The organism is Kitasatospora sp. NPDC001225 (assembly GCF_053597855.1).
Window position 1 is genome coordinate 1 of the sequence record NZ_JBSFJC010000139.1, and the last position, 20778, is coordinate 20778.

The 20778-nt window shown below is 74.3% G+C and carries 20 protein-coding genes and 1 riboswitch; of the genes, 11 read left to right on the top strand and 9 right to left on the bottom strand.

Annotated elements, in window-relative coordinates; all coding sequences use genetic code 11:
• Positions 1-56 precede the first annotated feature (56 nt).
• Positions 57-1994 (bottom strand): anthranilate synthase family protein, encoded by a 1938-nt coding sequence (locus tag ACWDCZ_RS32535; RefSeq protein ID WP_380743432.1) that lies wholly within the window; start codon positions 1992-1994, stop codon positions 57-59.
• A 302-nt stretch (positions 1995-2296) separates the two neighbouring features.
• On the opposite strand from ACWDCZ_RS32535, the gene ACWDCZ_RS32540 reads away from it, so the two are divergent.
• Positions 2297-3646, top strand: coding sequence for a class II 3-deoxy-7-phosphoheptulonate synthase (locus ACWDCZ_RS32540; protein WP_049655382.1), 1350 nt, complete (start codon positions 2297-2299; stop codon positions 3644-3646).
• A gap of 160 nt (positions 3647-3806) precedes the next feature.
• Positions 3807-4106: a (2Fe-2S)-binding protein gene (locus ACWDCZ_RS32545; protein WP_117487450.1), complete on the top strand. Its 300-nt coding sequence runs from the start codon at positions 3807-3809 to the stop codon at positions 4104-4106.
• 31 nt (positions 4107-4137) lie between these two features.
• Here ACWDCZ_RS32545 and bfr read toward each other — a convergent pair whose 3' ends face one another.
• Positions 4138-4617 carry a bacterioferritin gene (gene bfr / locus ACWDCZ_RS32550; RefSeq protein WP_049655380.1) on the bottom strand — a complete coding sequence of 160 codons (480 nt, stop codon included), beginning with the start codon at positions 4615-4617 and terminating at the stop codon, positions 4138-4140.
• 277 nt (positions 4618-4894) lie between these two features.
• Here bfr and ACWDCZ_RS32555 point away from each other — a divergent pair, with 277 nt between their 5' ends.
• Positions 4895-5524 carry a molybdopterin-dependent oxidoreductase gene (locus ACWDCZ_RS32555; protein ID WP_375877453.1) on the top strand — a complete coding sequence of 210 codons (630 nt, stop codon included), beginning with the start codon at positions 4895-4897 and terminating at the stop codon, positions 5522-5524.
• Between the two features lie 13 nt (positions 5525-5537).
• Here ACWDCZ_RS32555 and pknB read toward each other — a convergent pair whose 3' ends face one another.
• From pknB to thiO, 4 genes are all read right to left on the bottom strand, one after another.
• On the bottom strand, positions 5538-7322 hold the full coding sequence (pknB, locus tag ACWDCZ_RS32560) for a Stk1 family PASTA domain-containing Ser/Thr kinase (RefSeq protein WP_449817731.1): 1785 nt from the start codon (positions 7320-7322) through the stop codon (positions 5538-5540).
• An 84-nt stretch (positions 7323-7406) separates the two neighbouring features.
• Positions 7407-8204 (bottom strand): thiazole synthase, encoded by a 798-nt coding sequence (locus tag ACWDCZ_RS32565; protein WP_049655375.1) that lies wholly within the window; start codon positions 8202-8204, stop codon positions 7407-7409.
• Positions 8205-8207: 3 nt separating this feature from the next.
• Complete coding sequence (thiS, locus tag ACWDCZ_RS32570; protein WP_449817726.1) at positions 8208-8507, bottom strand: sulfur carrier protein ThiS; 300 nt, start codon at positions 8505-8507, stop codon at positions 8208-8210.
• The gene (gene thiO / locus ACWDCZ_RS32575; RefSeq protein WP_449817727.1) at positions 8504-9679 is read right to left on the bottom strand and encodes a glycine oxidase ThiO; all 1176 of its coding nucleotides are present in this window, start codon (positions 9677-9679) and stop codon (positions 8504-8506) included. The genes thiS and thiO overlap by 4 nt, the downstream gene beginning before the upstream one ends.
• A 3-nt stretch (positions 9680-9682) precedes the next feature.
• Positions 9683-9795: riboswitch (TPP riboswitch) on the bottom strand.
• Between the two features lie 83 nt (positions 9796-9878).
• Here thiO and ACWDCZ_RS32580 point away from each other — a divergent pair.
• Genes ACWDCZ_RS32580 through thiE form a run of 3 tightly spaced genes read left to right on the top strand, consistent with a single transcriptional unit; the run spans position 9879 to position 12158 of the window.
• Positions 9879-11087, top strand: a complete 1209-nt coding sequence (locus ACWDCZ_RS32580; RefSeq protein WP_387819653.1) for an NAD(P)/FAD-dependent oxidoreductase — start codon at positions 9879-9881, stop codon at positions 11085-11087.
• A 52-nt stretch (positions 11088-11139) separates the two neighbouring features.
• Positions 11140-11505, top strand: coding sequence for an Rv2175c family DNA-binding protein (locus ACWDCZ_RS32585; protein WP_049651935.1), 366 nt, complete (start codon positions 11140-11142; stop codon positions 11503-11505).
• Positions 11505-12158, top strand: coding sequence for a thiamine phosphate synthase (thiE, locus tag ACWDCZ_RS32590; protein ID WP_049651934.1), 654 nt, complete (start codon positions 11505-11507; stop codon positions 12156-12158). The genes ACWDCZ_RS32585 and thiE overlap by 1 nt, the downstream gene beginning before the upstream one ends.
• 63 nt (positions 12159-12221) lie before the next feature.
• On the opposite strand, the gene ACWDCZ_RS32595 is transcribed toward thiE, so the two are convergent.
• Complete coding sequence (locus ACWDCZ_RS32595) at positions 12222-13400, bottom strand: polyprenyl synthetase family protein (protein WP_449817728.1); 1179 nt, start codon at positions 13398-13400, stop codon at positions 12222-12224.
• 197 nt (positions 13401-13597) lie between these two features.
• Here ACWDCZ_RS32595 and metF point away from each other — a divergent pair, with 197 nt between their 5' ends.
• Positions 13598-14512, top strand: coding sequence for a methylenetetrahydrofolate reductase [NAD(P)H] (metF, locus tag ACWDCZ_RS32600; RefSeq protein WP_049651933.1), 915 nt, complete (start codon positions 13598-13600; stop codon positions 14510-14512).
• Between the two features lie 205 nt (positions 14513-14717).
• A complete protein-coding gene (locus tag ACWDCZ_RS32605) occupies positions 14718-15617 on the top strand; it encodes a hypothetical protein (RefSeq protein WP_449817729.1) in 900 nt (299 codons plus the stop codon).
• Positions 15618-15644: 27 nt separating this feature from the next.
• Here the strand turns inward: ACWDCZ_RS32605 and ACWDCZ_RS32610 are convergent, their stop codons facing one another.
• Both ACWDCZ_RS32610 and ACWDCZ_RS32615 read right to left on the bottom strand, forming a co-directional pair.
• Complete coding sequence (locus tag ACWDCZ_RS32610; protein ID WP_449817730.1) at positions 15645-17162, bottom strand: phytoene desaturase family protein; 1518 nt, start codon at positions 17160-17162, stop codon at positions 15645-15647.
• 23 nt (positions 17163-17185) lie between these two features.
• Complete coding sequence (locus ACWDCZ_RS32615; RefSeq protein ID WP_380777779.1) at positions 17186-17788, bottom strand: DUF4126 domain-containing protein; 603 nt, start codon at positions 17786-17788, stop codon at positions 17186-17188.
• 616 nt (positions 17789-18404) lie between these two features.
• On the opposite strand from ACWDCZ_RS32615, the gene ACWDCZ_RS32620 reads away from it, so the two are divergent.
• From ACWDCZ_RS32620 to ACWDCZ_RS32630, 3 genes are all read left to right on the top strand, one after another.
• Positions 18405-18995 carry an SAV_6107 family HEPN domain-containing protein gene (locus tag ACWDCZ_RS32620; RefSeq protein WP_074000909.1) on the top strand — a complete coding sequence of 197 codons (591 nt, stop codon included), beginning with the start codon at positions 18405-18407 and terminating at the stop codon, positions 18993-18995.
• A gap of 29 nt (positions 18996-19024) precedes the next feature.
• Positions 19025-19777 (top strand): methyltransferase domain-containing protein, encoded by a 753-nt coding sequence (locus ACWDCZ_RS32625; RefSeq protein ID WP_387966127.1) that lies wholly within the window; start codon positions 19025-19027, stop codon positions 19775-19777.
• Between the two features lie 492 nt (positions 19778-20269).
• Positions 20270-20659, top strand: a complete 390-nt coding sequence (locus tag ACWDCZ_RS32630; protein WP_049651927.1) for a DUF3040 domain-containing protein — start codon at positions 20270-20272, stop codon at positions 20657-20659.
• The last annotated feature ends 119 nt before the right edge of the window (positions 20660-20778 follow it).

Consider the following 20778-nt stretch of genomic DNA (forward strand, 5'->3'; position numbering starts at 1 on the left):
CCGACCAGGGCGACGCCCCAGCTGCCCTGCTCGGCCAGCAGGGCCGCGCCGCCGGCTCAGCGCAGCGCGGCCGTCGCCTCGCGCAGCAGGCCCGCCACGATGCCGACCCCGTCACGGGTGAGCACCGACTCCGGGTGGAACTGGAGCCCCGCGAAGCCGTGCCCGCGCAGCGCGTGCACGTCGCCGGTGGCGGCGTCCCGGGAGACCTCGACGCCCTCGCCGAGGAGCCGCGCCGCGTCGGCCTCCGAGCAGCGCGCGGTGAAGGTGTTGTAGAAGCCGACCGTGCGCTTGGCGCCGAACAGGTCGATGCGCTCCTGCGCCCCCTGGTACGGGACGGCCTTGCGGCCCAGCGGGAGCCCGAGTTCGGCGGCCAGCAGCTGGTGGCTCAGGCAGACCGCGAGCAGCGGCGAGGTGCGGGCGCCGGAGCGGACGGCGGCCAGCGCGTCCGCGACGATCGGCCGCAGCAGCACCATCTTGGGGTCGTCGGCGAGTGCCGGGTCGCCCGGGCCGGGGCCGAGCACCAGCGCGCCCCGGTGCGCCGCGACCCGCTCGCGCAGCCCCGGCTCGTCGTAGCGGGCCACCGTCACCCGGTGGCCGAGCGAGCCGAGCAGGTGGGAGAGCATCGAGGTGAAGGTGTCCTCGCCGTCCACGACCAGGGTCGGCTCGGCCTCGGTGATCTCGGCCGGCTGCTGCATCCGCAGCCAGAACGGCGCGAGGTCGGCCCGGCGGGAGTCCAGGGCGGCCTGCACCCGGTGGTCGTCGGCGAGCCGGGGCCCGGTCGGGTGGGGCAGCCGGGTGGGCGCGGGCCGGGCGCCGATCGCGGTGAGCACCCCGGCGGCCTTGGCGTGGGTCTCGGCGACCTCGGACTCCGGGACGGAGTGGCGCACCAGGGTGGCGCCGACCCGGACGACCAGTCGGCCGGTGGCCGGGTCGATGTCGGCGGTGCGGATGCAGATCGGCGAGTCCAGCAGCTGCCCGCCGCTGGCGGCGCGGCCGATCAGGGCGAGCGCGCCGGAGTAGTAGCCGCGTCCGGTGGGCTCGTAGCGCTTGATCACCCGGGTGGCGTTCTCGACCGGGCTGCCCGTGACGGTGGCCGCGAACATCGTCTCGCGGAGCACGTCGCGGACGTCCAGCGAGGTGCGCCCGCGCAGCTCGTACTCGGTGTGGGCGAGGTGGGCCATCTCCTTGAGCCGGGGCCCGAGCACCTGGCCGCCGAGGTCGCCGACCGTGCACATCATCTTGAGCTCCTCGTCCACGACCATGGTGAGCTCCTCCAACTCCTTGGGGTCGTGCAGGAACTGGAGCAGCGAGTCGAGGTCGGAGCCGCCGGCCGGGTAGCGGTAGGTGCCGGAGATCGGGTTCATCACGACGGTGCCGCCGCTCTGCCGGACGTGCACCTCGGGGGAAGCGCCGACCAGGACCCGGTCGCCGGTGTGCACCAGGAAGGTCCAGTACGCGCCGCGCTCCTGCTCCAGCAGCCGCCGGAAGAGCGTCAGCGCGAGCTCGGGGGAGAAGTCCTCCATCGTCGCGTGGAAGTCGCGCCGGATGACGAAGTTGGCGCCCTCGCCGTTCCCGATCTCGTCCTGGATCACCCGGCGGACGATCGCGGCGTACGCGTCGTCGTCCACATCGAACCCGCCACCGGCAAGTGAGACCGGCAACTTCGGTAGGGCGTAGGTGAATTCGGCCAACGGCAGGGCGTGCTGCTCGGTCACCGAGAGGGCCTGGAGCGGGGTCTCGTCGTCGTGCGCCTCGAAGCCGCGCTCGCGGATCTGGCGGTACGGGACGAGCGCGAGCAGGTCGTGCACCGGGCCGCCGCCGGCCGGTGGGCCGCTGCGTACGGGCAGGTCGGCGAGGTGCTCGTAGCTGTCGACGGTGCCCAGCAGCACCTCGACGGTGTCCGGGCTGAGCCGGGGCGTGCGGCGGTGCAGCAGGGCGAACGCGGGGGCATCGGGGCCGGTGAGACGGGCGAGCAGGTCGACAGCGGTGGTCACGGGAACGGCTTCCTTCCGGGTGGACTGGTGAGAGGCGGTGCAAGGTCCGCTCCCGGAGGGCCGTCTGCTCAGACGCCGACGGCCGCCCCGAGGGGCGGCCGTCGTGTTCGTCTAGGAACGCGCCAGTTGTGGGCCACCCTGGGGGGAGGCCCACCACCAGGAGTGGCTGTGGGGCGCGTGCATGGTTCGAGACTAGCGGATGCGTCGGGGCGGGTGAGGGGCATCACGTCTTTGTCCGAGATGTGTCTCATTCCTCGGGCAATAGGCACGAGTCACTCCTGCCACCCCGTAGCCTTGGCGGTGTGACCGCTACGACTGAGACATCGAGGGCTGCCCACTCCTGGCAGTCCCTGCCCGCGGCGCAGCAGCCTGAATGGCCGGACCAAGAGGCTCTGCGCAAGACCCTTGCCGAGCTCGCGTCCTATCCGCCGCTCGTCTTCGCCGGCGAGTGCGACCAGCTGCGCGCCCGGCTCGGAGCCGTGGCGCGCGGGGAGGCCTTCCTCCTCCAGGGCGGTGACTGTGCCGAGGCCTTCGACGGCGTTTCGGCGGAGCACATCCGCAACAAGCTGAAGACGCTGCTCCAGATGGCCGCCGTACTGACGTACGCGGCCTCGGTGCCGGTGGTGAAGGTCGGCCGCATCGCCGGCCAGTACTCCAAGCCGCGCTCCAAGTCGACCGAGACCCGCGACGGCGTGACCCTGCCGGTCTACCGGGGCGACTCGGTGAACGGCTTCGAGTTCACCCCCGAGTCCCGCATCCCGAACCCCGAGCGCCTGAAGCGGATGTACAACGCGTCCGCCGCGACGCTCAACCTGGTGCGTGCCTTCACCACCGGTGGCTACGCGGACCTGCGCCAGGTGCACGCCTGGAACCAGGACTTCGTCCGCAACTCGCCGGCCGGCCAGCGCTACGAGCAGCTCGCCCGGGAGATCGACAACGCCCTGGCGTTCATGAGCGCCTGCGGCGTGGTGCCGGAGGAGTTCAAGGCGGTCGAGTTCTTCTCCTCGCACGAGGCGCTGGTCCTGGACTACGAGACCGCGCTGACCCGCGTGGACTCGCGCACCGGCGAGCTGTACGACGTCTCCGGCCACATGGTGTGGATCGGCGAGCGCACCCGGCAGCTGGACCACGCGCACATCGAGTTCGCCTCCAAGATCCGCAACCCGATCGGCGTCAAGCTCGGCCCGACCACCTCGGTCGACGACGCGCTCGCCCTGATCGAGAAGCTGGACCCGGAGCGCGAGCCCGGCCGCCTGACCTTCATCACCCGGATGGGCGCGGGCAAGATCCGCGAGCACCTGCCCACCCTGGTGGAGAAGGTCACCGCCTCCGGCGCCCGGCCGGTGTGGATCTGCGACCCGATGCACGGCAACACCTTCGAGGCCTCCAGCGGGCACAAGACCCGCCGCTTCGACGACGTCCTGGACGAGGTCAAGGGCTTCTTCGAGGTGCACCGCGCGCTCGGCACCCACCCGGGCGGCATCCACGTGGAGCTGACCGGCGACGATGTCACCGAGTGCGTCGGCGGCGGCGACGAGGTCCTGGTGGACGACCTGCACCAGCGCTACGAGACGGCCTGCGACCCGCGCCTCAACCGCAGCCAGTCGCTGGACCTGGCGTTCCTGGTGGCGGAGATGTACCGCGGCCAGTAGGCCCGGTGCCCGTCCGATGTGACGAAGGCCCCTCCGGATTCGGTGTCACCGAGCCCGGAGGGGCTTTTTCGTACCCGTTTCGCCGGGTAAGGTAAGCCTCAGTGAACTAAGGCTGACCTTAGTCAAGATCCACTCCGCTTCACTCCCGGGAGAGACCGCGATGTACGTGTGCATGTGCCATGCGGTCACCGAGGACCAGGTGAAGAAGGCGATCGACGGCGGTGCCAACACCCCGCGCCAGATAGCGAAGGGCTGCCGGGCCGGCACCGACTGCGGGTCCTGCGTGCGGCGCATCCAGGCGCTGCTCGGCGAGCACGGCGCCCGCCCCTGCCCGACCGCCCGGCTGGCCGCGAAGCTCGGCCTCGCGGACCCGGAGGACCCGGCGGCGCCGTCCGCTCCGGCCCCGGAGGCCGCCCCGGTGGTCCCGCTGCGGGTGACCCGGGCGAACCGGGCGGCCTGACCGGGCCGGGTGGCCAGAGCGGGCCGCGGCCTCAGGACTCCGGCTGCTCGATCACGGTGGCGAGGTAGAGCGCCTCGCCGAGCTTCTCCAGCAGCTCCAGCTGGGTGTCGAGGTAGTCGATGTGGTGCTCCTCGTCGGCCAGGATGTCCTCGAAGATGTTCGCCGAGGTGACGTCGTTCTTGGCCCGCATCACCACGATCCCGCGCTTGAGCCGGTCGATCGCCTCGACCTCGATCTGGCGGTCCGCCTCGAACATCTCCTTGACCGTCTGGCCGATCCGGACGTGGAACAGCCGCTGGTAGTTGGGCAGCCCCTCCAGGAACAGGATCCGGTCGGTGAGCGTCTCGGCGTGCTTCATCTCGTCGAAGGACTCGTGCCGGGTGTACTTGGCGAGCTTCGTCCAGCCGAAGTTCTCCTGCATCTTGGCGTGCAGGAAGTACTGGTTGATCGCGGTCAGCTCGGCGGTGAGCTGCTCGTTGAGGAACTCGATGACCTCGGGATCGCCCTGCATGGTGATGCCTCCTGCACTCGTGCTGCCGTGTGTCCTGCGCTGAGTCCTGCGTGAAGTCCTGCGGTGGGTCCGGTACTGAGTCCTGCGCTGCGCATCCTGGCACCGCTTTGGGAGGAAATTCCAGTAAGTTCACACTCACTAGGACATGTGTCGGAATATCCGATTCATGGTGAAACGTGCTGGTGGGCGGCCGACCGCTGGGCCGTACGGGCAGGGGCGCGGATCCGCGCAAAGGGGCGCGCGCCGAGGCTCGTCCGCCGTCTGTCACCATGGATCCATGGGTCAGTCGAAACACGAACCGCTTCCGCCGTCTGACCCGAGGCTCCCCCCGGGACAGCGCGCGCAGCGCGGCTGGCCCGCCCTGCACTACGGGCCGGTGCCCCGCTTCAAGCCGCTGACCTGGGACCTCCAGGTGTTCGGCGCCACCGCCTCGGCGGAGAAGCACAGCTGGGACTTCGAGGCCTTCGGCGCCCTGCCGCGCAGCACCGTCGTCGGGGACCTGCACTGCGTGACCAAGTTCTCGGTGCTCGGCAACGAGTGGACGGGCGTGTCGGCCGCCGCCGTGCTCGACCTGGTGCCCCCGGCGCCGGGCGTCACCCACGTCATGGTCTGGGCCGAGTACGGCTACAGCGCCAACCTGCGCCTGGCCGACTTCGCCGACCCGCGCACGCTGCTCGCCACCCACCGCAACGGCGAGGCGCTCACCGCCGAACACGGCTTCCCGGTCCGGCTGGTGGTGCCGCGGCTGTACGCCTGGAAGGGCCCCAAGTGGGTGCGCGCGGTCGAGTACATGCGGGCCGACCGGCGCGGCTTCTGGGAGGAGCGCGGCTACCACAACCTCGCCGACCCCTGGGGCGAGCAGCGCTACTCCTACCAGGAGGAGCCCGGCGACGGGCCGCTGCGCTGAGCCCGCCCGGGGCCTAGAACAGCGAGAACTTGACGGTCACCACGCTGCGCTGCGGGCGCCGCTCGCCCGCCGCCGGGCTCTGGCCGGAGGAGGTGACCGCGCCGAACACGTCCCAGCCGCTGGTCTGCATGGTGAAGCCCGCGGCCTGGAGCGCCTTCTGCGCCTCGTCCTTGCCCATCCCGGTGACGTTCGGGACCGGCACCATGCCCTTGCTGACCACCAGCGACACCGCGCTGTTCTCCTGCAGCAGCTGCCCGGCCGCCGGCGAGCTGCTGATCACCGAGCCCTCGGGCACCGTGTCGTCGTAGGTCTCGGTCACGCCGCCCCTGGTCAGCTGGGCGCCGGTCAGGGCCGCGGCGGCGTCGGCGGCGCTCTTCCCGGTGAGGTCCGGCACCGCGATCCGCTTGGGGCCCTTGGAGAGGGTGACGGTGACGCTGTCGCTCTTGCGGGTGCGCGCGCCCACCCCGGGGTCGGTGGAGATCACCTGCCCGGACGGGACGGACTCGCTGAACACCTCGACGAACCTGCCGTGCAGGCCCTCCTTGTCCAGGACCCGCTGCGCCTCCGCCCGGTCCTTGCCGAGCACACCCGGCACCGAGCCGTACAGCCCCTCGGAGATCCCGTAGGTGACGCCGCCGATCGCCAGCACCAGCGCGGCCAGCGCGGCCGTCCAGACCAGCGTCCGGCGGGGGAGGCGGCGCAGCGGGCCCGGCCGGGGCCGGCGCCGGTGCACCGGGGTCGGCTCGTCGTACGGGCGCGGCTCGGCGAGCAGCTCGTCCATCAGCTCCGGCGGCATGTCCAGCACGCTGGTGCGCTCCGTCGGCGGGGCCTCGGCGGGCCGCGGCAGCGGCTGGATCACCGAGGTCGGCTCGCTGGTCGGGTAGCGCGGGCTGGGGCGGGTGGAGGCCGGCGGCTCGGCGTCCAGCGCGGCCGGGGCGAGGGTGCGGCGCACCCGCTGGAGGGCGGCGAGCAGCTCGACCGCGTCGTACGGGCGGGCGCCGGCGGACCGGGCGCAGGCGGCGGCCACTATCGCGTCCAGCTCGGGGCCGACGGCGGGGGCGACCAGCGAGGGGGCCGGGACGTCCTCGTGCAGGTGCTTGTACATGACCTGGACGGGGTTGTCGCCGGTGTGCGGGCGGCGGCCGGTGAGCATCTCGTACAGCAGGATGCCGGACGCGTAGACGTCCACCCGCTGGTCGGTGGGGGCGTCCGGGAGGATCTGCTCGGGGGCCAGGTAGGAGACGGTGCCCATGACCGTGCCGCCGGTCGCGGTGGTGGTCGAGGTGGGCGCGCCGTCGGCGCTGCCGAGCACCCGGACCAGGCCGAAGTCGGCGACCTTGACCAGGCCGCCCTCGGTGATCAGCACGTTCTCGGGCTTGACGTCGCGGTGGACCAGCCCGGCCCGGTGGGCGGCGCCGAGCGCGGCGAGCACCGGCTCCAGCACGTCCAACGCGGCCCGGACGGACAGCGCGCCGCGGTCGCGCAGCAGGTCGCGCAGGGTGCGGCCGGGCACGTACTCCATGGCGAGGAAGACGTGGCCGCCGTCCGCGCCCTGGTCGAAGACGTTGACCACGTTGGGGTGGGTGAGCCTGGCGACCGCCTTGGCCTCGCGGATGAAGCGGGCGGTGAAGCCCTCGTCACCGGCCAGCGAGGGGTGCATCACCTTGAGCGCGACCACCCGGTCCAGCCGGGTGTCGGTGCCCCGGTAGACGGTGGACATCCCGCCGGTCGCGATCCGCTGCTCGACCCGGTACCGGTTGTCGAGCAGGGCGCCGATCAGGGGGTCGTGCAGTGCCATGTCCACTCGGAGAGTCTAGGGTGCGGGACCGCCCGGTCCCGGCGGACACCGCCTCCGGGACCGGCTTGTGACATGCGCGACGGTTCAGAACGCCGGGTGCTCGCGGGTGTCCAGGTCGGCCCGGCCGGCCATCGCGGAGGAGGCCTCGGCGTGGAAGCGGCGCGGGATCCGGCCGGCCCGGTGGGCGAGCCTGCCCGCCTCGGCGGCGTGCCGCATCGCCTCGGCCATCAGCACCGGGTCCTGAGCCCTGGTCACCGCGGAGGCGAGCATCACCGCGGCGCAGCCCAGCTCCATCGCCAGCGCCACGTCGGAGGCGGTGCCGGCGCCCGCGTCCAGGATCACCGGGACGCCCGCGCCCTCCACGATCAGCTGGAAGTTGTGCGGGTTGCGGATGCCCAGGCCCGAACCGATCGGCGAGCCCAGCGGCATGATGGCCGCACAGCCGACGTCCTCCAGCTTGCGGGCCAGCACCGGGTCGTCGTTGGTGTACGGCAGGACGGTGAAGCCGTCGTCGACCAGCGTCTCGGCGGCGTCCAGCAGCTCGATCGGGTCGGGCAGCAGGGTGCGCTCGTCGGCGATCACCTCCAGCTTGACCCAGTCGGTGCCGAGCGCCTCGCGGGCCAGCCGGGCGGTCAGCACGGCCTCGCCGGCGGTGAAGCAGCCGGCCGTGTTGGGCAGCACCCGGATGCCGTTGCGGGTCAGCACGTCCAGGACGGAGCCCTGGGTGGTGGCGTCGACCCGGCGCATCGCGACGGTGGTCAGCTCGGTGCCGGAGGCGAGCAGCGCGCGCTCCAGGACCTCCAGGCTGGGGGCGCCGCCGGTGCCCATGATCAGCCGGGAGGAGAAGGCCGTCCCGGCGATGGTCAGCAGATCGTCGGCCATGGTTCAGCCTCCCTGGACGGCGGTGAGGATCTCGATCCGGTCGCCGGTGCCCAGTGCCGTCCCGGGCCACGAACCGCGCGGCACCACGGCCTCGTTGAGCGCGGCGGCGACACCGGTGTTGGCGGCGCTGACGGAGGCCACCAGCTCGGCGAGGGTGGTCGTGGCGGGCACCCGGCGGGGCTCGCCGTTGACGGTCAGGGCGATCTCGGCCGGGGCGACCGGGTTCGGGGCGTCCTCGTGCACGGCGTTCTCGTCTGGGGCGTGCTCGTTCGGGGCGTTCTCGGTCAGGGCGATCTCGGTCATGCGGAGGCCTTCGCGACGGGGGATTCGGAGGAGAACCGGGTGGGGGTGAACGGCCTTGCGAGCTCGGGGACTTTACCGGTGACCAGGTACTCGGAGACCAGGTCGGCGGTCACCGGGGTGAGCAGCACGCCGTTGCGGTAGTGGCCGGTGGAGGCGACCAGCCCGGGCAGCGGGGTCGGGCCCAGCAGCGGGGCGTTGTCCGGCGAGCCGGGGCGCAGCCCGGCCGAGGTCTCGCGCAGCGGGAGTTCGGTGATCCCCGGGACCAACTCGTGGGCGTCCCGCAGGAGTTCGTACACCCCGCCGGCGGTGACGGTGGTGTCGTAGCCCTGCTCCTCGGTGGTCGCTCCGACGACCAGTTCGCCGTTCTCCCGGGGGACCAGGTACAGGTGCCGGCCGCGGACCACGGCGCGGACGTTGCGGGAGAGGAACGGCCGGTAGGCCTCCGGCACGTGCAGCCGCAGCACCTGCCCCTTCACCGGGCGGATCGCGGGCAGCACCCCCTCGGGCAGACCGGGCAGCCGGTGGCTGTGCGGGCCGGCGGCGAGCACGACCTGGTCGGCGGTCACCGTCTCGTCGGTGCTCAGCCGGGCGCCGGTCGCGCGGCCGTCCTCGACCAGCAGCTCGACGGCCTCGGCGCGGTGCAGCAGGACGCCCGCGCGCCCGCAGGCGGCGACCAGGGCGGTGAGCAGGCGCCGGGGGTCCACCTGGTGGTCGTCCGCGGCGTGCAGGGCGCCGCGGACGGCGGGGGCCAGCATCGGCTCCAGCCTGCGGGCCTCCCGGCCGGTCAGCCAGGTCGAGTCCAGGCCCAGCCGCTGGTGGAAGGCGTACAGCTCGCGCAGTTCCTCGCGGTCGTCGGAGTCCAGCGCGACGGCGATCGTGCCGCAGCGGCGGTAGCCGGTGTCCAGGCCGCCGCTCGCCTCGGAGAGTTCGGCGGCGAAGGCCTCGTACCGCTCGTTCGAGGCCATCCCGAGGCGCAGCAGCGGCTCCTCGCCGTACTGCAGCTCGGTGACCGGGGCGAGCATCCCGGCCGCGACCCCGGCGGCCCCGCCGCCGTGGGCGGGGTCGACCACGATCACGTTCCGCGCCCCGCGCCGCGCGGTGCGCCAGGCGACGGCGAGGCCGATGACGCCCCCGCCGATCACCAGCACGTCGGCATGGGTGCCTGATGGCAAGCGTGACAAGGCTGCTCTTCTCCCTTCGCCGGTATGACCCGGATCAGGTTCGGACGGTCGCAGGCCGTGTCAGCCCGCCTCTCAGCCCGGTCCGCCGGGCTCCCGTGTGGTCCTCCCACCTTAACGCCGGGGGTCGGCCCGGCCGAAGGCCCGTACGCGGGGCGGACGGCCCGGAGGCCGCCGCGTCGCGCTGAGTACAGTGGCGGGCGTGGCAGAGCTGAGCGGAACGGATCGGGTGGTCGTCGTCGGAGCCGGGCTGGCCGGGGCACAGTGCGCCCTCAAGCTGCGGCAGGGCGGCCGGCAGGGGCGGATCACGCTGGTCGGCGAGGAGCCGCACGCGCCGTACGACCGGCCGCCGCTCTCCAAGGACGTGCTGCTCGGCAAGGCCGACTCCACCGCCCTGGACATCGACTACGGGCAGCTCGGCATCGAGCTGCTCACCGGCCGCCGCGCCACCGGCCTCACCCCCGGCGTGCTGCACACCGACGGCGGCGACCTCCCGTACGGCTCGCTGGTGATCGCCACCGGCGCCGTGCCGCGCGCCCTGCCCGGCGCCGAGCGGGCGCACCTGCTGCACACCCTGGACGACGCCCTGGCGCTGCGCGCGCTGCTGCGCCCCGGGCTGCGGCTGGTGCTGGTCGGCGCGGGCTGGATCGGCGCCGAGGTGTCCACCGCGGCCCGCGCGGCGGGCTGCGAGGTGACGGTGGTCGAGGCCGGTCCGGCGCCGCTGCCCGGCGCGCTGCCGACGGAGCTCGGCTCGGCGATGGCCGCCTGGTACGCCGAGGCCGGGGTCGAGCTGCGCTGCGGGGTCGGCGTGGCCGCCGTCGAGCCCGGCGCGGTGCTGCTGGCGGACGGCTCGCACCTGCCCGCCGACGAGGTGGTGGTCGGCATCGGGGCCCGCCCCGCGACCGGCTGGCTGGCCGGCTCCGGGGTCGAGCTGGACGCGACCGGCGCCGTCGTGGTGGACGGGCGGCTGCGCACCTCGGTGCCCGGCGTCTTCGCGGCCGGCGACTGCGTCAGCTACCCCTCGGCCCGGGCCGGCGCCCGGCTGGCCGTCCAGCACTGGGACCACGCGCTGCGGTCCGGCGAGGCGGTGGCCGCCGCCGTCCTGGGCGCGGACGCGCCGGCCTACGACCCGGTGCCGTACTTCTGGTCCGAGCAGTTCGGGCGGATGGTCCAGTACGCCGGCCGGCACGCCGAGGGCGACGAGCTGGTCCGGCGCGGCGACCCGCGGGGCGCCGACTGGTCGGTGCTCTGGCTGCGCGACGGCGTGCCGAGCGCGCTGCTGACCGTCGACCGGCCGCGCGACCTGGCCCAGGGGCGGCGGCTGATCGAGCGCGGCACCGCGCTGGACCCGGCCCGGGCGGCCGACCCCGCGGTACCGCTGAAGGCGGCCGTCGCGGGGTAGGCGCGGGGCAGGTCTGGTGCGCGGTGGGCCGCGGAGGTGGCAGTCTGGTGGCGTGAGTGAGATCGAAAGCAAGATTGAATCCCTGGTCACCGACTGGATGTACCTGCCCGACATCTCGGAGCAGTGGGGGGTCCGGGTCACCGAGGTGCGTGACCTGGTCAAGAACGGCGGCCTGATCGCCGTCCGGCGCGGCCCCAACAAGTCGCTGCAGGTCCCGGCCGCGTTCATCGACGGCCCGGGCCTGGTCAAGCACCTGTCCGGCACCCTGACCGTCCTGCGGGACTGCGGGTACAACGACGCGGAGATCCTGGAGTGGCTCTTCACCGAGGACCCGTCGCTGCCCGGCAGCCCGATCCAGGCGCTGCGGGAGAACCGCGGCACCGAGGTGAAGCGCCGCGCCCAGGCGATGCTGATCTGATGGCGGCGGACACGCCGCGCGCCGGGCTCGCCGACGCCCGGCTGTACCTGTGCACCGACGCCCGCCGGGAGCAGGGCGACCTCGCCGAGTTCCTGGACGCGGCGCTGGCGGGCGGGGTGGACATCGTCCAGCTGCGCGACAAGGGCCTGGAGGCCAGGCAGGAGCTGGAGGCCCTGGAGGTCTTCGCCGACGCCTGCCGCCGGCACGGCAAGCTGCTGGCCGTCAACGACCGCGCCGACGTCGCCCACGCGGCCCGGCCGGACGTGCTGCACCTCGGCCAGGACGACCTGCCGGTGCCGGCCGCCCGGGCGATCCTCGGCGAGGACGTGCTGATCGGCCGCTCCTGCCACGCCGAGTCCGAGGTGGACGCGGCGATCGCCGAGCCCGGCGTGGACTACTTCTGCACCGGCCCGGTCTGGCCGACCCCGACCAAGCCGGGCCGCCCGGCCCCGGGCCTCGGCCTGGTCTCGTACGCGGCGAAGCAGGACACCGACCGGCCGTGGTTCGCGATCGGCGGGATCGACCTCGGCAACCTGGACGAGGTGCTCGCCGCCGGTGCCCGCCGGGTCGTCGTGGTGCGGGCCATCACGGCCGCGGCGGACCCCCGGGCGGCCGCCGCCGAGCTGTCCCGCCGGGTGCGCGCCGCGCTCTGAGCGTCCCGGATCCCGGGAGGACCCGCAGGACCGGCCCGGGGCCGTCGCCGCCCGTCAGTGCGTTCAGTACTTGCGGACGGTGGCGGCCTCGGCCAGTGCCAGCAGCACCGTACGGGCCCGCTCGTCGGCGAGCGGCGCCGCCTCCAGCGCGGCCAGCGACTGCCGCATCAGCTCCTCGATCCGGCGCTCCACCAGCTCCGGCGCCCCGCTGCGGGCGACCAGCCCGCGCAGCTCGGCGACCTCCGGGGCCGCCAGGTCCGGCGCGCCCAGCCGCTCGTCCAGGTGCCGGGCGTCGGCGGCCGGCAGGCCCCGCATCGCGTGCGCGACCAGCAGGGTGCGCTTGCCCTCGCGCAGGTCGTCCCCGGCCGGCTTGCCGGTGACCGCCGGGTCCCCGAAGACGCCGAGCAGGTCGTCGCGCAGCTGGAAGGCCTCGCCCAGCGGCAGCCCGAACGCCCCGTACGCCTCGACCAGCTCCGGCCCGGCGCCGGCCAGCAGCGCGCCCACCTGGAGCGGCCGCTCGATGGTGTACTTCGCGGACTTGTAGTGCAGGACGGTCTGCGCCCGCTCCAGCGCGCCCTCGTCCGTCGAGTCGCCGGCCACCGGCTCCAGCACGTCCAGGTACTGGCCGAGCATGACCTCGGTACGCATCAGGTCGAACACCGGCTTGGCGGCGAGCACGGCGGCGGGCTCCAGGCCGGAGCGCAGGAACAGCTCGTCGCACCAGATCAGCAGCAGATCGCCGAGCAGCACCGCGGCCGAGGCGCCGTACTGCTCGCGGTCGCCGCGCCAGCCGCTGTCGCGGTGCAGCGCCTCGAAGCGGCGGTGGACCGAGGGCAGGCCGCGGCGGGTGTCGCTGCGGTCCATCAGGTCGTCGTGGACGAGGGCGCTGGCCTGGAGCAGCTCCAGGGCGGCGGCCGCGTTGGCGATCGCGTCGCCGGTCGCTCCTGCGGCCGGGCCGCCGGCGCCGCGCCAGCCCCAGTAGCAGAAGCCCGGGCGCAGCCGCTTGCCGCCGTCCAGCAGGAAGTCGCGCAGCGCGTCGGCGGCGGGGGCCAGCTGGGGCGAGATCTTGTCGAGGAGCACGGACTGGCCGTCCATGAACGCGGCGAGCGCCGAGTTGACACGGGTGCGGACGTCCTCCACGTCCATGGGGTTGGCCGCACTGCCGGCCGCGTTGCCGGCCGCACTGGTGGCCGCACTGAGGGCCGAACCGGGGCTGGCCGGCCGGGTGCTGGACGAGGTCACGATGGGGCTCCGCTGGTTCTCTGGGGTGCAGCAAGCGTAGCGGTGCGGCCGGGAACGGCTGTGCGAGCGGTTCGGCCCGGGGCACGGGGGAGGGGCGGCGGAGCCGTTCCGGGGCGAAACGGAACGTCTTCCATCAGTTGTCTCAATAGATGGAATACGGTTGTCCGGCCCCTTCGAACGCCGGATAGCCTGCCAGCATGGCACTCGGAATCGCTTCCACGAGAACGGATCGCGCACTGACGGTGCGCGAACTCCTGGCGGCCGGCAAGCGCTCCTTCTCCTTCGAATTCATGCCGCCCCGCACCGAGGCCGGCGAGCAGAAGCTCTGGGACGCCATCCGCCGGCTCGAACCGCTCGACCCCAACTTCGTCTGCATGACGTACGGCGCGGGCGGCTCCTCGCGCGAGCGCACCGTCAACATGGTCGGCCGGATCGCCACCGAGACCACCCTGACCCCGGTCGCCCACCTCACCGCGGTGGACCACTCGATCGCGGAGCTGCGCAACATCATCGGCCAGTACGCCGACCAGGGCGTGCGCAACGTCCTCGCGGTCCGGGGCGACCCGCCCGGCGACCCGATGGGCGAGTGGGTCAAGCACCCCGAGGGCGTCACCTACGCGTACGAGCTGGTGGAGCTGATCAAGGGGATCGGCGACTTCTGCGTCGGCGTCGCGGCCTCCCCGAACATGCACCCGCGCTCGACCGACTGGGACGAGGACATCCGGCACTTCGTGGCGAAGATCCGCTCCGGGGCCGACTACGCGATCACCCAGATGTTCTTCGAGGTGGACGACTACCTGCGGCTGCGCGACCGGGTGGCGGCCGCCGGCTGCGAGACGCCGATCATCCCGGAGATCATGCCGGTCACCAACGCCAAGCAGCTGGAGCGCTTCCCGCAGCTCAGCGGCTCGGCCTTCCCCGTCGACCTGGAGGCCCGCCTGCGGGCGGCCATCGACGACCCGGCGGCGCTGCGGGCCATCGGCATGGAGCACGCCACCGCGATGGCCGAGCGCCTGCTCGCCGAGGGCGCGCCGGGTCTGCACTTCATCACGCTGAACCACTCGACGGCGACGCTGGAGATCTACCAGAACCTGGGACTGCACCAGCGCTGAGCGGGCGCTGCGGGGGCCTGCTCCCGCCGCGCCGACGCCGGGTGTTCACGAGCCCGTCACCGTACCGACGGTGGCGGGCTCGGTCGTGTGCGGCCGGTGCCCGGGCGGCGGGAACGCGATGCGGTACCCCGGCCGTTGAACCGGTACAGTCGCCGCACACGCGCGGCGCACACGCGCGGGTACGCGACTGGAGGTAGCGGGGCGGATGGGCATCGGATACCTGCTGCTGTACGTCGCGTTGGCGGTGGTGGCGCTCTGGCTGGTCGCGGAGGTGCTGCTGCAGAACCGGGCACCGCTGCACTGGCGGGTCCTGGCCCTGGCCGGCTTCCTGGGCGTGGCCGCCGGGATGGTCCTCGGCTCGGTCGTGGTGATCGGGGCCGGCGCCGCGCTGTTCGCGGTCGGACAGGCCTTCGTCACCCTCTCGGTCAAGCGCGGCCACCAGACCGGCTGGTCCCTGCGGAAGCCCGACGGCAGCCTGCCCGGCCCGCTCGCCAAGGTGCCGCTGCTCGGCGCCCTCACCGGCGGCGCCGCCGCGGTGGCGGCCGCCGCGGTCGCCCGCAGGCGGGTCGGCGAGGTCAGCCCCGTCGAGGAGACCCCGGCCGCCGCGCCGCTGCCCACCCCGCTGCCCTCCCCGGTGCCCGACGAGGTGCCGGAGGTCGAGCAGACCGCCGCCTTCGAGATGCAGGAGCTCGCCCAGGACGGCGTCTACGCCCCCGGGTACTACGAGCAGCAGCAGCCGCAGGTCCAGCAGCAGCCCCAGGACCCGTACGCCCCCGCCTACCAGGCCGGCTACGACCAGCAGCAGTGGCAGACCCAGCAGCAGCCCGCCTACGCCTACGACCAGCAGCAGACCTACGGCGGCTACCCCCAGCAGCAGCCCGACCCGTACGGCGGCTACCCGCAGCAGCAGCACCAGCAGCAGGACCCGTACGCGGGCTACCAGCAGCAGCCGCAGCACCAGCAGGCCTGGGACCAGACCGCCCAGGAGCAGCCCCAGCAGTGGCAGCCCCAGCCCGACCCGCACACCCAGGGCATCCCGCAGCAGCCGATGTACGACCAGAACCACGGCTACCAGCAGCAGAACACCTGGCACCAGCAGGGCTGACCCGCCCTGACCGGCCCGACCGGGCCGTTACGCCGGGCCGATCAGGCCGGCGGTGATGCAGGCCGACATGCCGACGCGGGCGAGGCCGCCGCCGGGGTGGGCGTTGCCGCCGATCAGGTAGAGGCCGGGGACGGGGGACTCGTTGGCGGCCTTCAGCCAGGAGCCCGCGGAGCCGGCCAGGGCCGGGCGGGCGACCGCGCCGAACAGCGCGCCGGTCTCCCGGCGGGTGTCCTCCGGGGTGCGCACGACCCGCCACAGGATCCGCTCGCGCAGGCCCAGGCCGGCCGCGTCCACGTGGGCGAGCAGCCGGTCGGCGTAGCGGTCGGCGAACCCGGGGACGGTCCAGTCGACCTCGTCCTGGGCCGGGACGGTCGCGGTCAGCACCACGCTCTCGTGGTCGTCGTCGGGCCGCAGCGCCGGGTCGTCCGGGCGCAGCACCTGGACGGTGGGGCGTTCGCAGGGCGGCGCCGAGAGCGTCAGGGCGTTCGCCTCGGCGGCGGGGTCGGCCGCGTGGACGACCGTACGGTGCGGGGTGCCCTCGGGCCGGGGGCCGCGCAGGGCGAGCAGCACGCTGAAGCGGCCGGGCACCTCCACCGGCTCCCACTCCCCGGGCGGCAGCCCCGGCCACTCGGCCAGGCCGTGGCGGTAGAAGGCGTCGGTGTCCATCGCGGAGACCACCAGGTCCGCGTCGATCCGGCCGTCCGCCGTCTCGACCCCGGTCGCCCGGCCGCCCTCGACGACCACCCGGGTGACCGGGGTGTCGAAGCGGAACTCGACCTTGCGCAGCTCGCAGCGCCGGTACACCGCGTCCGCGAGGGCCCGCAGCCCGCCCCGGACGTACCAGACGCCGAAGGACTGCTCCATGTACGGCAGCACGGTGGCCCCGGCGGGTGCCATGGCCGAGGTGAAGCCGTACCGCAGCGCGGGCTCGCACAGCAGGGCGGTCAGGCCGGGGTGGCCGTCGAGCTCGCGCGCGGCCACGTGCTCCAGGGACCACGGCTGGGCGCGGCGCAGCCGGGCCAGGCCGGTGCGCGGCGGGACGGGGTACGGGTCGGTGCCCACCAGGGCCCGGTCGGCCGGGGACAGGACGCCGCGCTCGGCCGGCAGCGGCTCCTCCAGCAGCGGGCGGCGGGTGGCCTCCCAGACCGTCCGGCCGTGGTTCATCACCGTGCTCCAGCGGGCGCCGGAGCCGGCCCCGAAGGCGGCGTCCAGCGCCTGGCTGACGCCGCCGCGGGAGGCGTTCGGCAGGGTGACGGCGGTGCTGTCGGGGAACAGGTGCCGGCTCTCCGGGTCGACCGGGGCCAGCTCGACCAGCTGCTCCAGGGGCTCCTTGCCGGTCTTCAGCGCGAGGTCGCGGTAGACCGCCGGGAGCGTGAGCAGGCCGGGCCCGGTGTCGAAGGCGAAGCCCTCGCGCTCGTACCGCCCGACCATGCCCCCGTAGGTGCCGCCCGCCTCGCAGACCGTCACCCGGTGGCCGAGGGTCGCCAGCCGGGAGGCCGCCGCGAGCCCGCTCATTCCTGCGCCGATGACGACGATCTTTGCCATGGCACCTGATCCTAGGACCAGTCTCAGGCGCTCCCCGCCGCCGCCCGGGCGGCCCGGCGTTCGCGGCGGCGGGCCCGGAAGGCGCGGATCCGGCTGACCGCCAGCCAGACCAGCAGCAGCCCGGCGGCCAGGACCACGGCGGCGACCGAGGCGGCCAGCCAGGGGTGGAAGATCGCCAGGGTGATCAGGCCGGCCACCGAGAGGTCCTCGGCCATGCTGACCACGATGTTGCTGGCCGGCTCGGGGGAGGTGTTGACGGCCATCCGCAGCGAGGCCTTCACCAGGTGGCTGACCAGGGCCGAGGTGCCGCCCATCGCGCCGGCCGCGACCTCGCTCAGCGAGCCGGGGTCGTTGCCCGCGATCAGCACGCCGACGGTGGCGCCGGCGACCGGCCGGATCACCGTGTGCACGACGTCCCAGACGCTGTCCACGTACGGGATCTTGTCGGCCACCGCCTCCAGCGCGAACAGCACCGCGGCCACGACCAGCACGTCGGTGCGCTCCAGCGCCTGCGGCACCGAGTCCGCGTCGGCGAACCTGCCCAGCAGGCCGAGCAGCAGCACCACCGCGTAGGCGTTGATGCCGCTGGCCAGTCCGCTGGTGAAGATCAGCGGCAGGACCGTCATCTCGTCCCCCTCCTCGTCATCGCGTCCCCTGGTCGTCCGGTGGGCCGGTACCGCCCGGCCCCGCCGTACCGTACCCGGCACCCGGGACGCCGTGGACGCACCCGCCGGTTCCGGCGGGCGGCCGGACCGGGACGGGCCGGGGCGCACTGAGTACAAATACTCAGATCCGCGGTTGAGTACGTCAGCGGATGGCCCCCGACCTGCGGAGACGGGAGAGTGGTGGCACCCGGGAGGGCGGCGCGTCGGGCGCCGGGCCCGCCCGGGTGGCGGATCCGTCCGTCCCCCGGCCGAACCGGCCCGGGGAGGCGGCGGACGGACCGCCACGGGGCTGGTCACGGTCCCCGCACCGCCGACACGGGGCGGCGGAGCGGGCCGGGGGGAGACCGGCCGCGAGGGGGGAGCTCGCCACCGCCGACCACGGGGGAGCGGCGGAGCGACGGCACGGCGGCGGCGCGGAACCGGGGGAGGACCGCGCCCGCCGCCGCTACGCCTTTTCCGGACGCCCTTCCGGAGCCGCCCGGGGCGCGGCCGGCCCGGCCGGATTGTCAGTGGTGCCGTTCACGATGGAGGGGCACGGACCACCCGGTCCGCGCGCTGCCTCGGAACGGGGGAGACCATGACCGTCAGCCGTCCTGAGCCCGTCACCGCCCGCCTCCACTCCGCCGCCCCGCCGCAGCTCCCGGGCCCGTCCGCCGGGCGCCCCGCCGGAGCCGACGTCCACCCCGTGCTGCGCCGGGTCGCCGCGCCGCCGGCCGCCCTCGACCTGCTCGCCGACGCCCACCGCACCCTCACCCGGGCCCGCGCCCTGGAGGACCCGCTGGAGCGCTACGCCACCGCCCACCTGGCCGCGCTGCGCACGGTGGCGGCCGTCCTGGCGGTGCGCGGCCGCCCGGAGAAGAGCCCGCGCCGGCGCAAGGCCATCCGCAGCGCCTGGGAGGTGCTGCCCGAGGTGGCCCCGGAGCTCGCCGAGTGGGCGGTCTACTACGGTGCCGGCGCCCGCCGCCGGGCCGCCGCCGAGGCCGGGATCAGGGGCGCCGCCTCGGCCCGCGACGCCGACGACCTGGTCCGCAACTCCGCCCTCTTCCTGCGCCTGGTCGAGCGCCTGCTCGGCCTGCACGCCGCGCCGCCCCCGCCCCGGCTCCCGTCGGACGGCGTCGTGGGCCCGGCAAGGATCCCTGGGACAGGCTCTAAGGTGGAGGCAACCTGATCGAACTGCACGTGCCAAGGAGTCCCACCTTGTACCCGACGCGTCCCCGCAGTGCCCTGCGTACCGCCGTGGTGTGGGAGGTGGTCCGGGCGGCCCTGGAGAAGCGGTCGGCCGAGCTGGACCAGCCGGTGCTCGACGTGGTCGACACCGGCGGCGGCACCGGGAACTTCGCGGTGCCGGTCGCCAAGCTCGGCCACCGCGTCACCGTGGTCGACCCGAGCCCGGACGCCCTGTTCGCCCTGGAGCGCCGGGCCGCCGAGGCCGGTGTGACGGACCTGGTGCGCGCCGTCCAGGGCGACACCCAGACCCTGCCCGAGCTGGTCGCCCCCGGCAGCGTGGACGCGGTGCTCTGCCACGGCGTGCTGGAGGTCGTGGACGACCCGGCCGAGGCGCTCGGCAGCCTGGCGGGCGCCCTGCGCAAGGGCGGCGTGGTCAGCCTGCTGGCGGCCAACCGCAACGGCGCCGTGCTGGCCCGCGCGCTGGCCGGCCACTTCACCGAGGCCCGCACCGTGCTGTCCGCCGCCGACGGCCGCTGGGGCGAGCAGGACCCGATGCCGCGCCGCTTCACCGGCGAGGAGCTGGGCCGGCTGGCCGAGGCCGCGGGCCTGCGGGTGCGGTCGGTGCACGGCGTACGGGTCTTCTCCGACCTCGTCCCCGGCGTGCTGGTGGACACCGAGCCGGGCGCGCTGGACGCGCTGCTGAAGCTGGAGGAGGCCGCCGCCGCGCAGCCCGCCTTCCACGCCGTGGCGACCCAGCTGCACCTGCTGGCCACCCTGGCCTGAGGCGCCCCTCCCGGCCCGCGCGCCCCTTCACGCGCGCCTCCGCCGTCGTACGGTTTTTTTTGCCCGCCGTACGGCGGTGGTTCGCGCCCCGGAGGCCCGCCCGTTCCCGCGCCGTGACCCCTCGGTGGCCCGCCCGTTTCCGGGCCCGGCGGCGGCCGGGCGGTGCCACCCGGCGGCAAACCTCCCCAGGTCCGGGACGATTCCATCCGATCGGGCACTTGTCCGGGGCGTGGCGCGTTGACTCCGATGCGGCCGTCCCCGCTCGAAGTGGCCCGTCCCACGCGGCGCAGACCACCCCGTAACGGGCCCACGGACCGTATGATCTGGGTAAAGCCGGAAAGCATGACAGCCGGACGCGTGGGGCATATGGACGACACGGGCCGGGTCCCCCGCACGGGCGTCCGACCGTGTGCCCCAAGGCTGATTGGACTTGCCTCCCCGACCGGGGTGGGCGGACCGGTCGCACCCGCGACCGACGAGTAGGAGGACTCCGTGCCGCTCTCGGAGCACGAGCAGCGACTGCTCGACCAGATGGAGCGAGCGCTGTATGCCGAAGATCCCAAATTCGCGTCTGCGCTTGAGGGAACCGGGCTGCGCACCTACACCCGTCGGCGGGTCTACCTGGCCGTCGCCGGCTTCGTGGTGGGCATCGGCCTGCTGATGGGCGGCATGGTCGTACCGGATCAGATCTGGGTCAGCGTCGTGGGCTTCCTGGTGATGCTCGGGTGCGCGGTGTTCGCCGTGACCGGCTGGCGCCGCGGTCCCGCGGGCCAGGGCACCGGAGCCCGTCCGGCCGCCGCCCCGCGCCGCAAGGCCGGGATGATGGACCGGGTGGAGCAGCGCTGGCAGCGCCGCCGGGACGAGCAGACCGGCGGGTTCTGAGCCGCTCGGCCGATACGTACGAAGCCGGGGCCCGCTGCCGGCGGTCCGCTCCGTCTCCGTCTCCGGGTGGGGTGCGGGCTTCGGGCGCGGGGGCCTCCGGCCTCCGGGCGTGCGGGCTC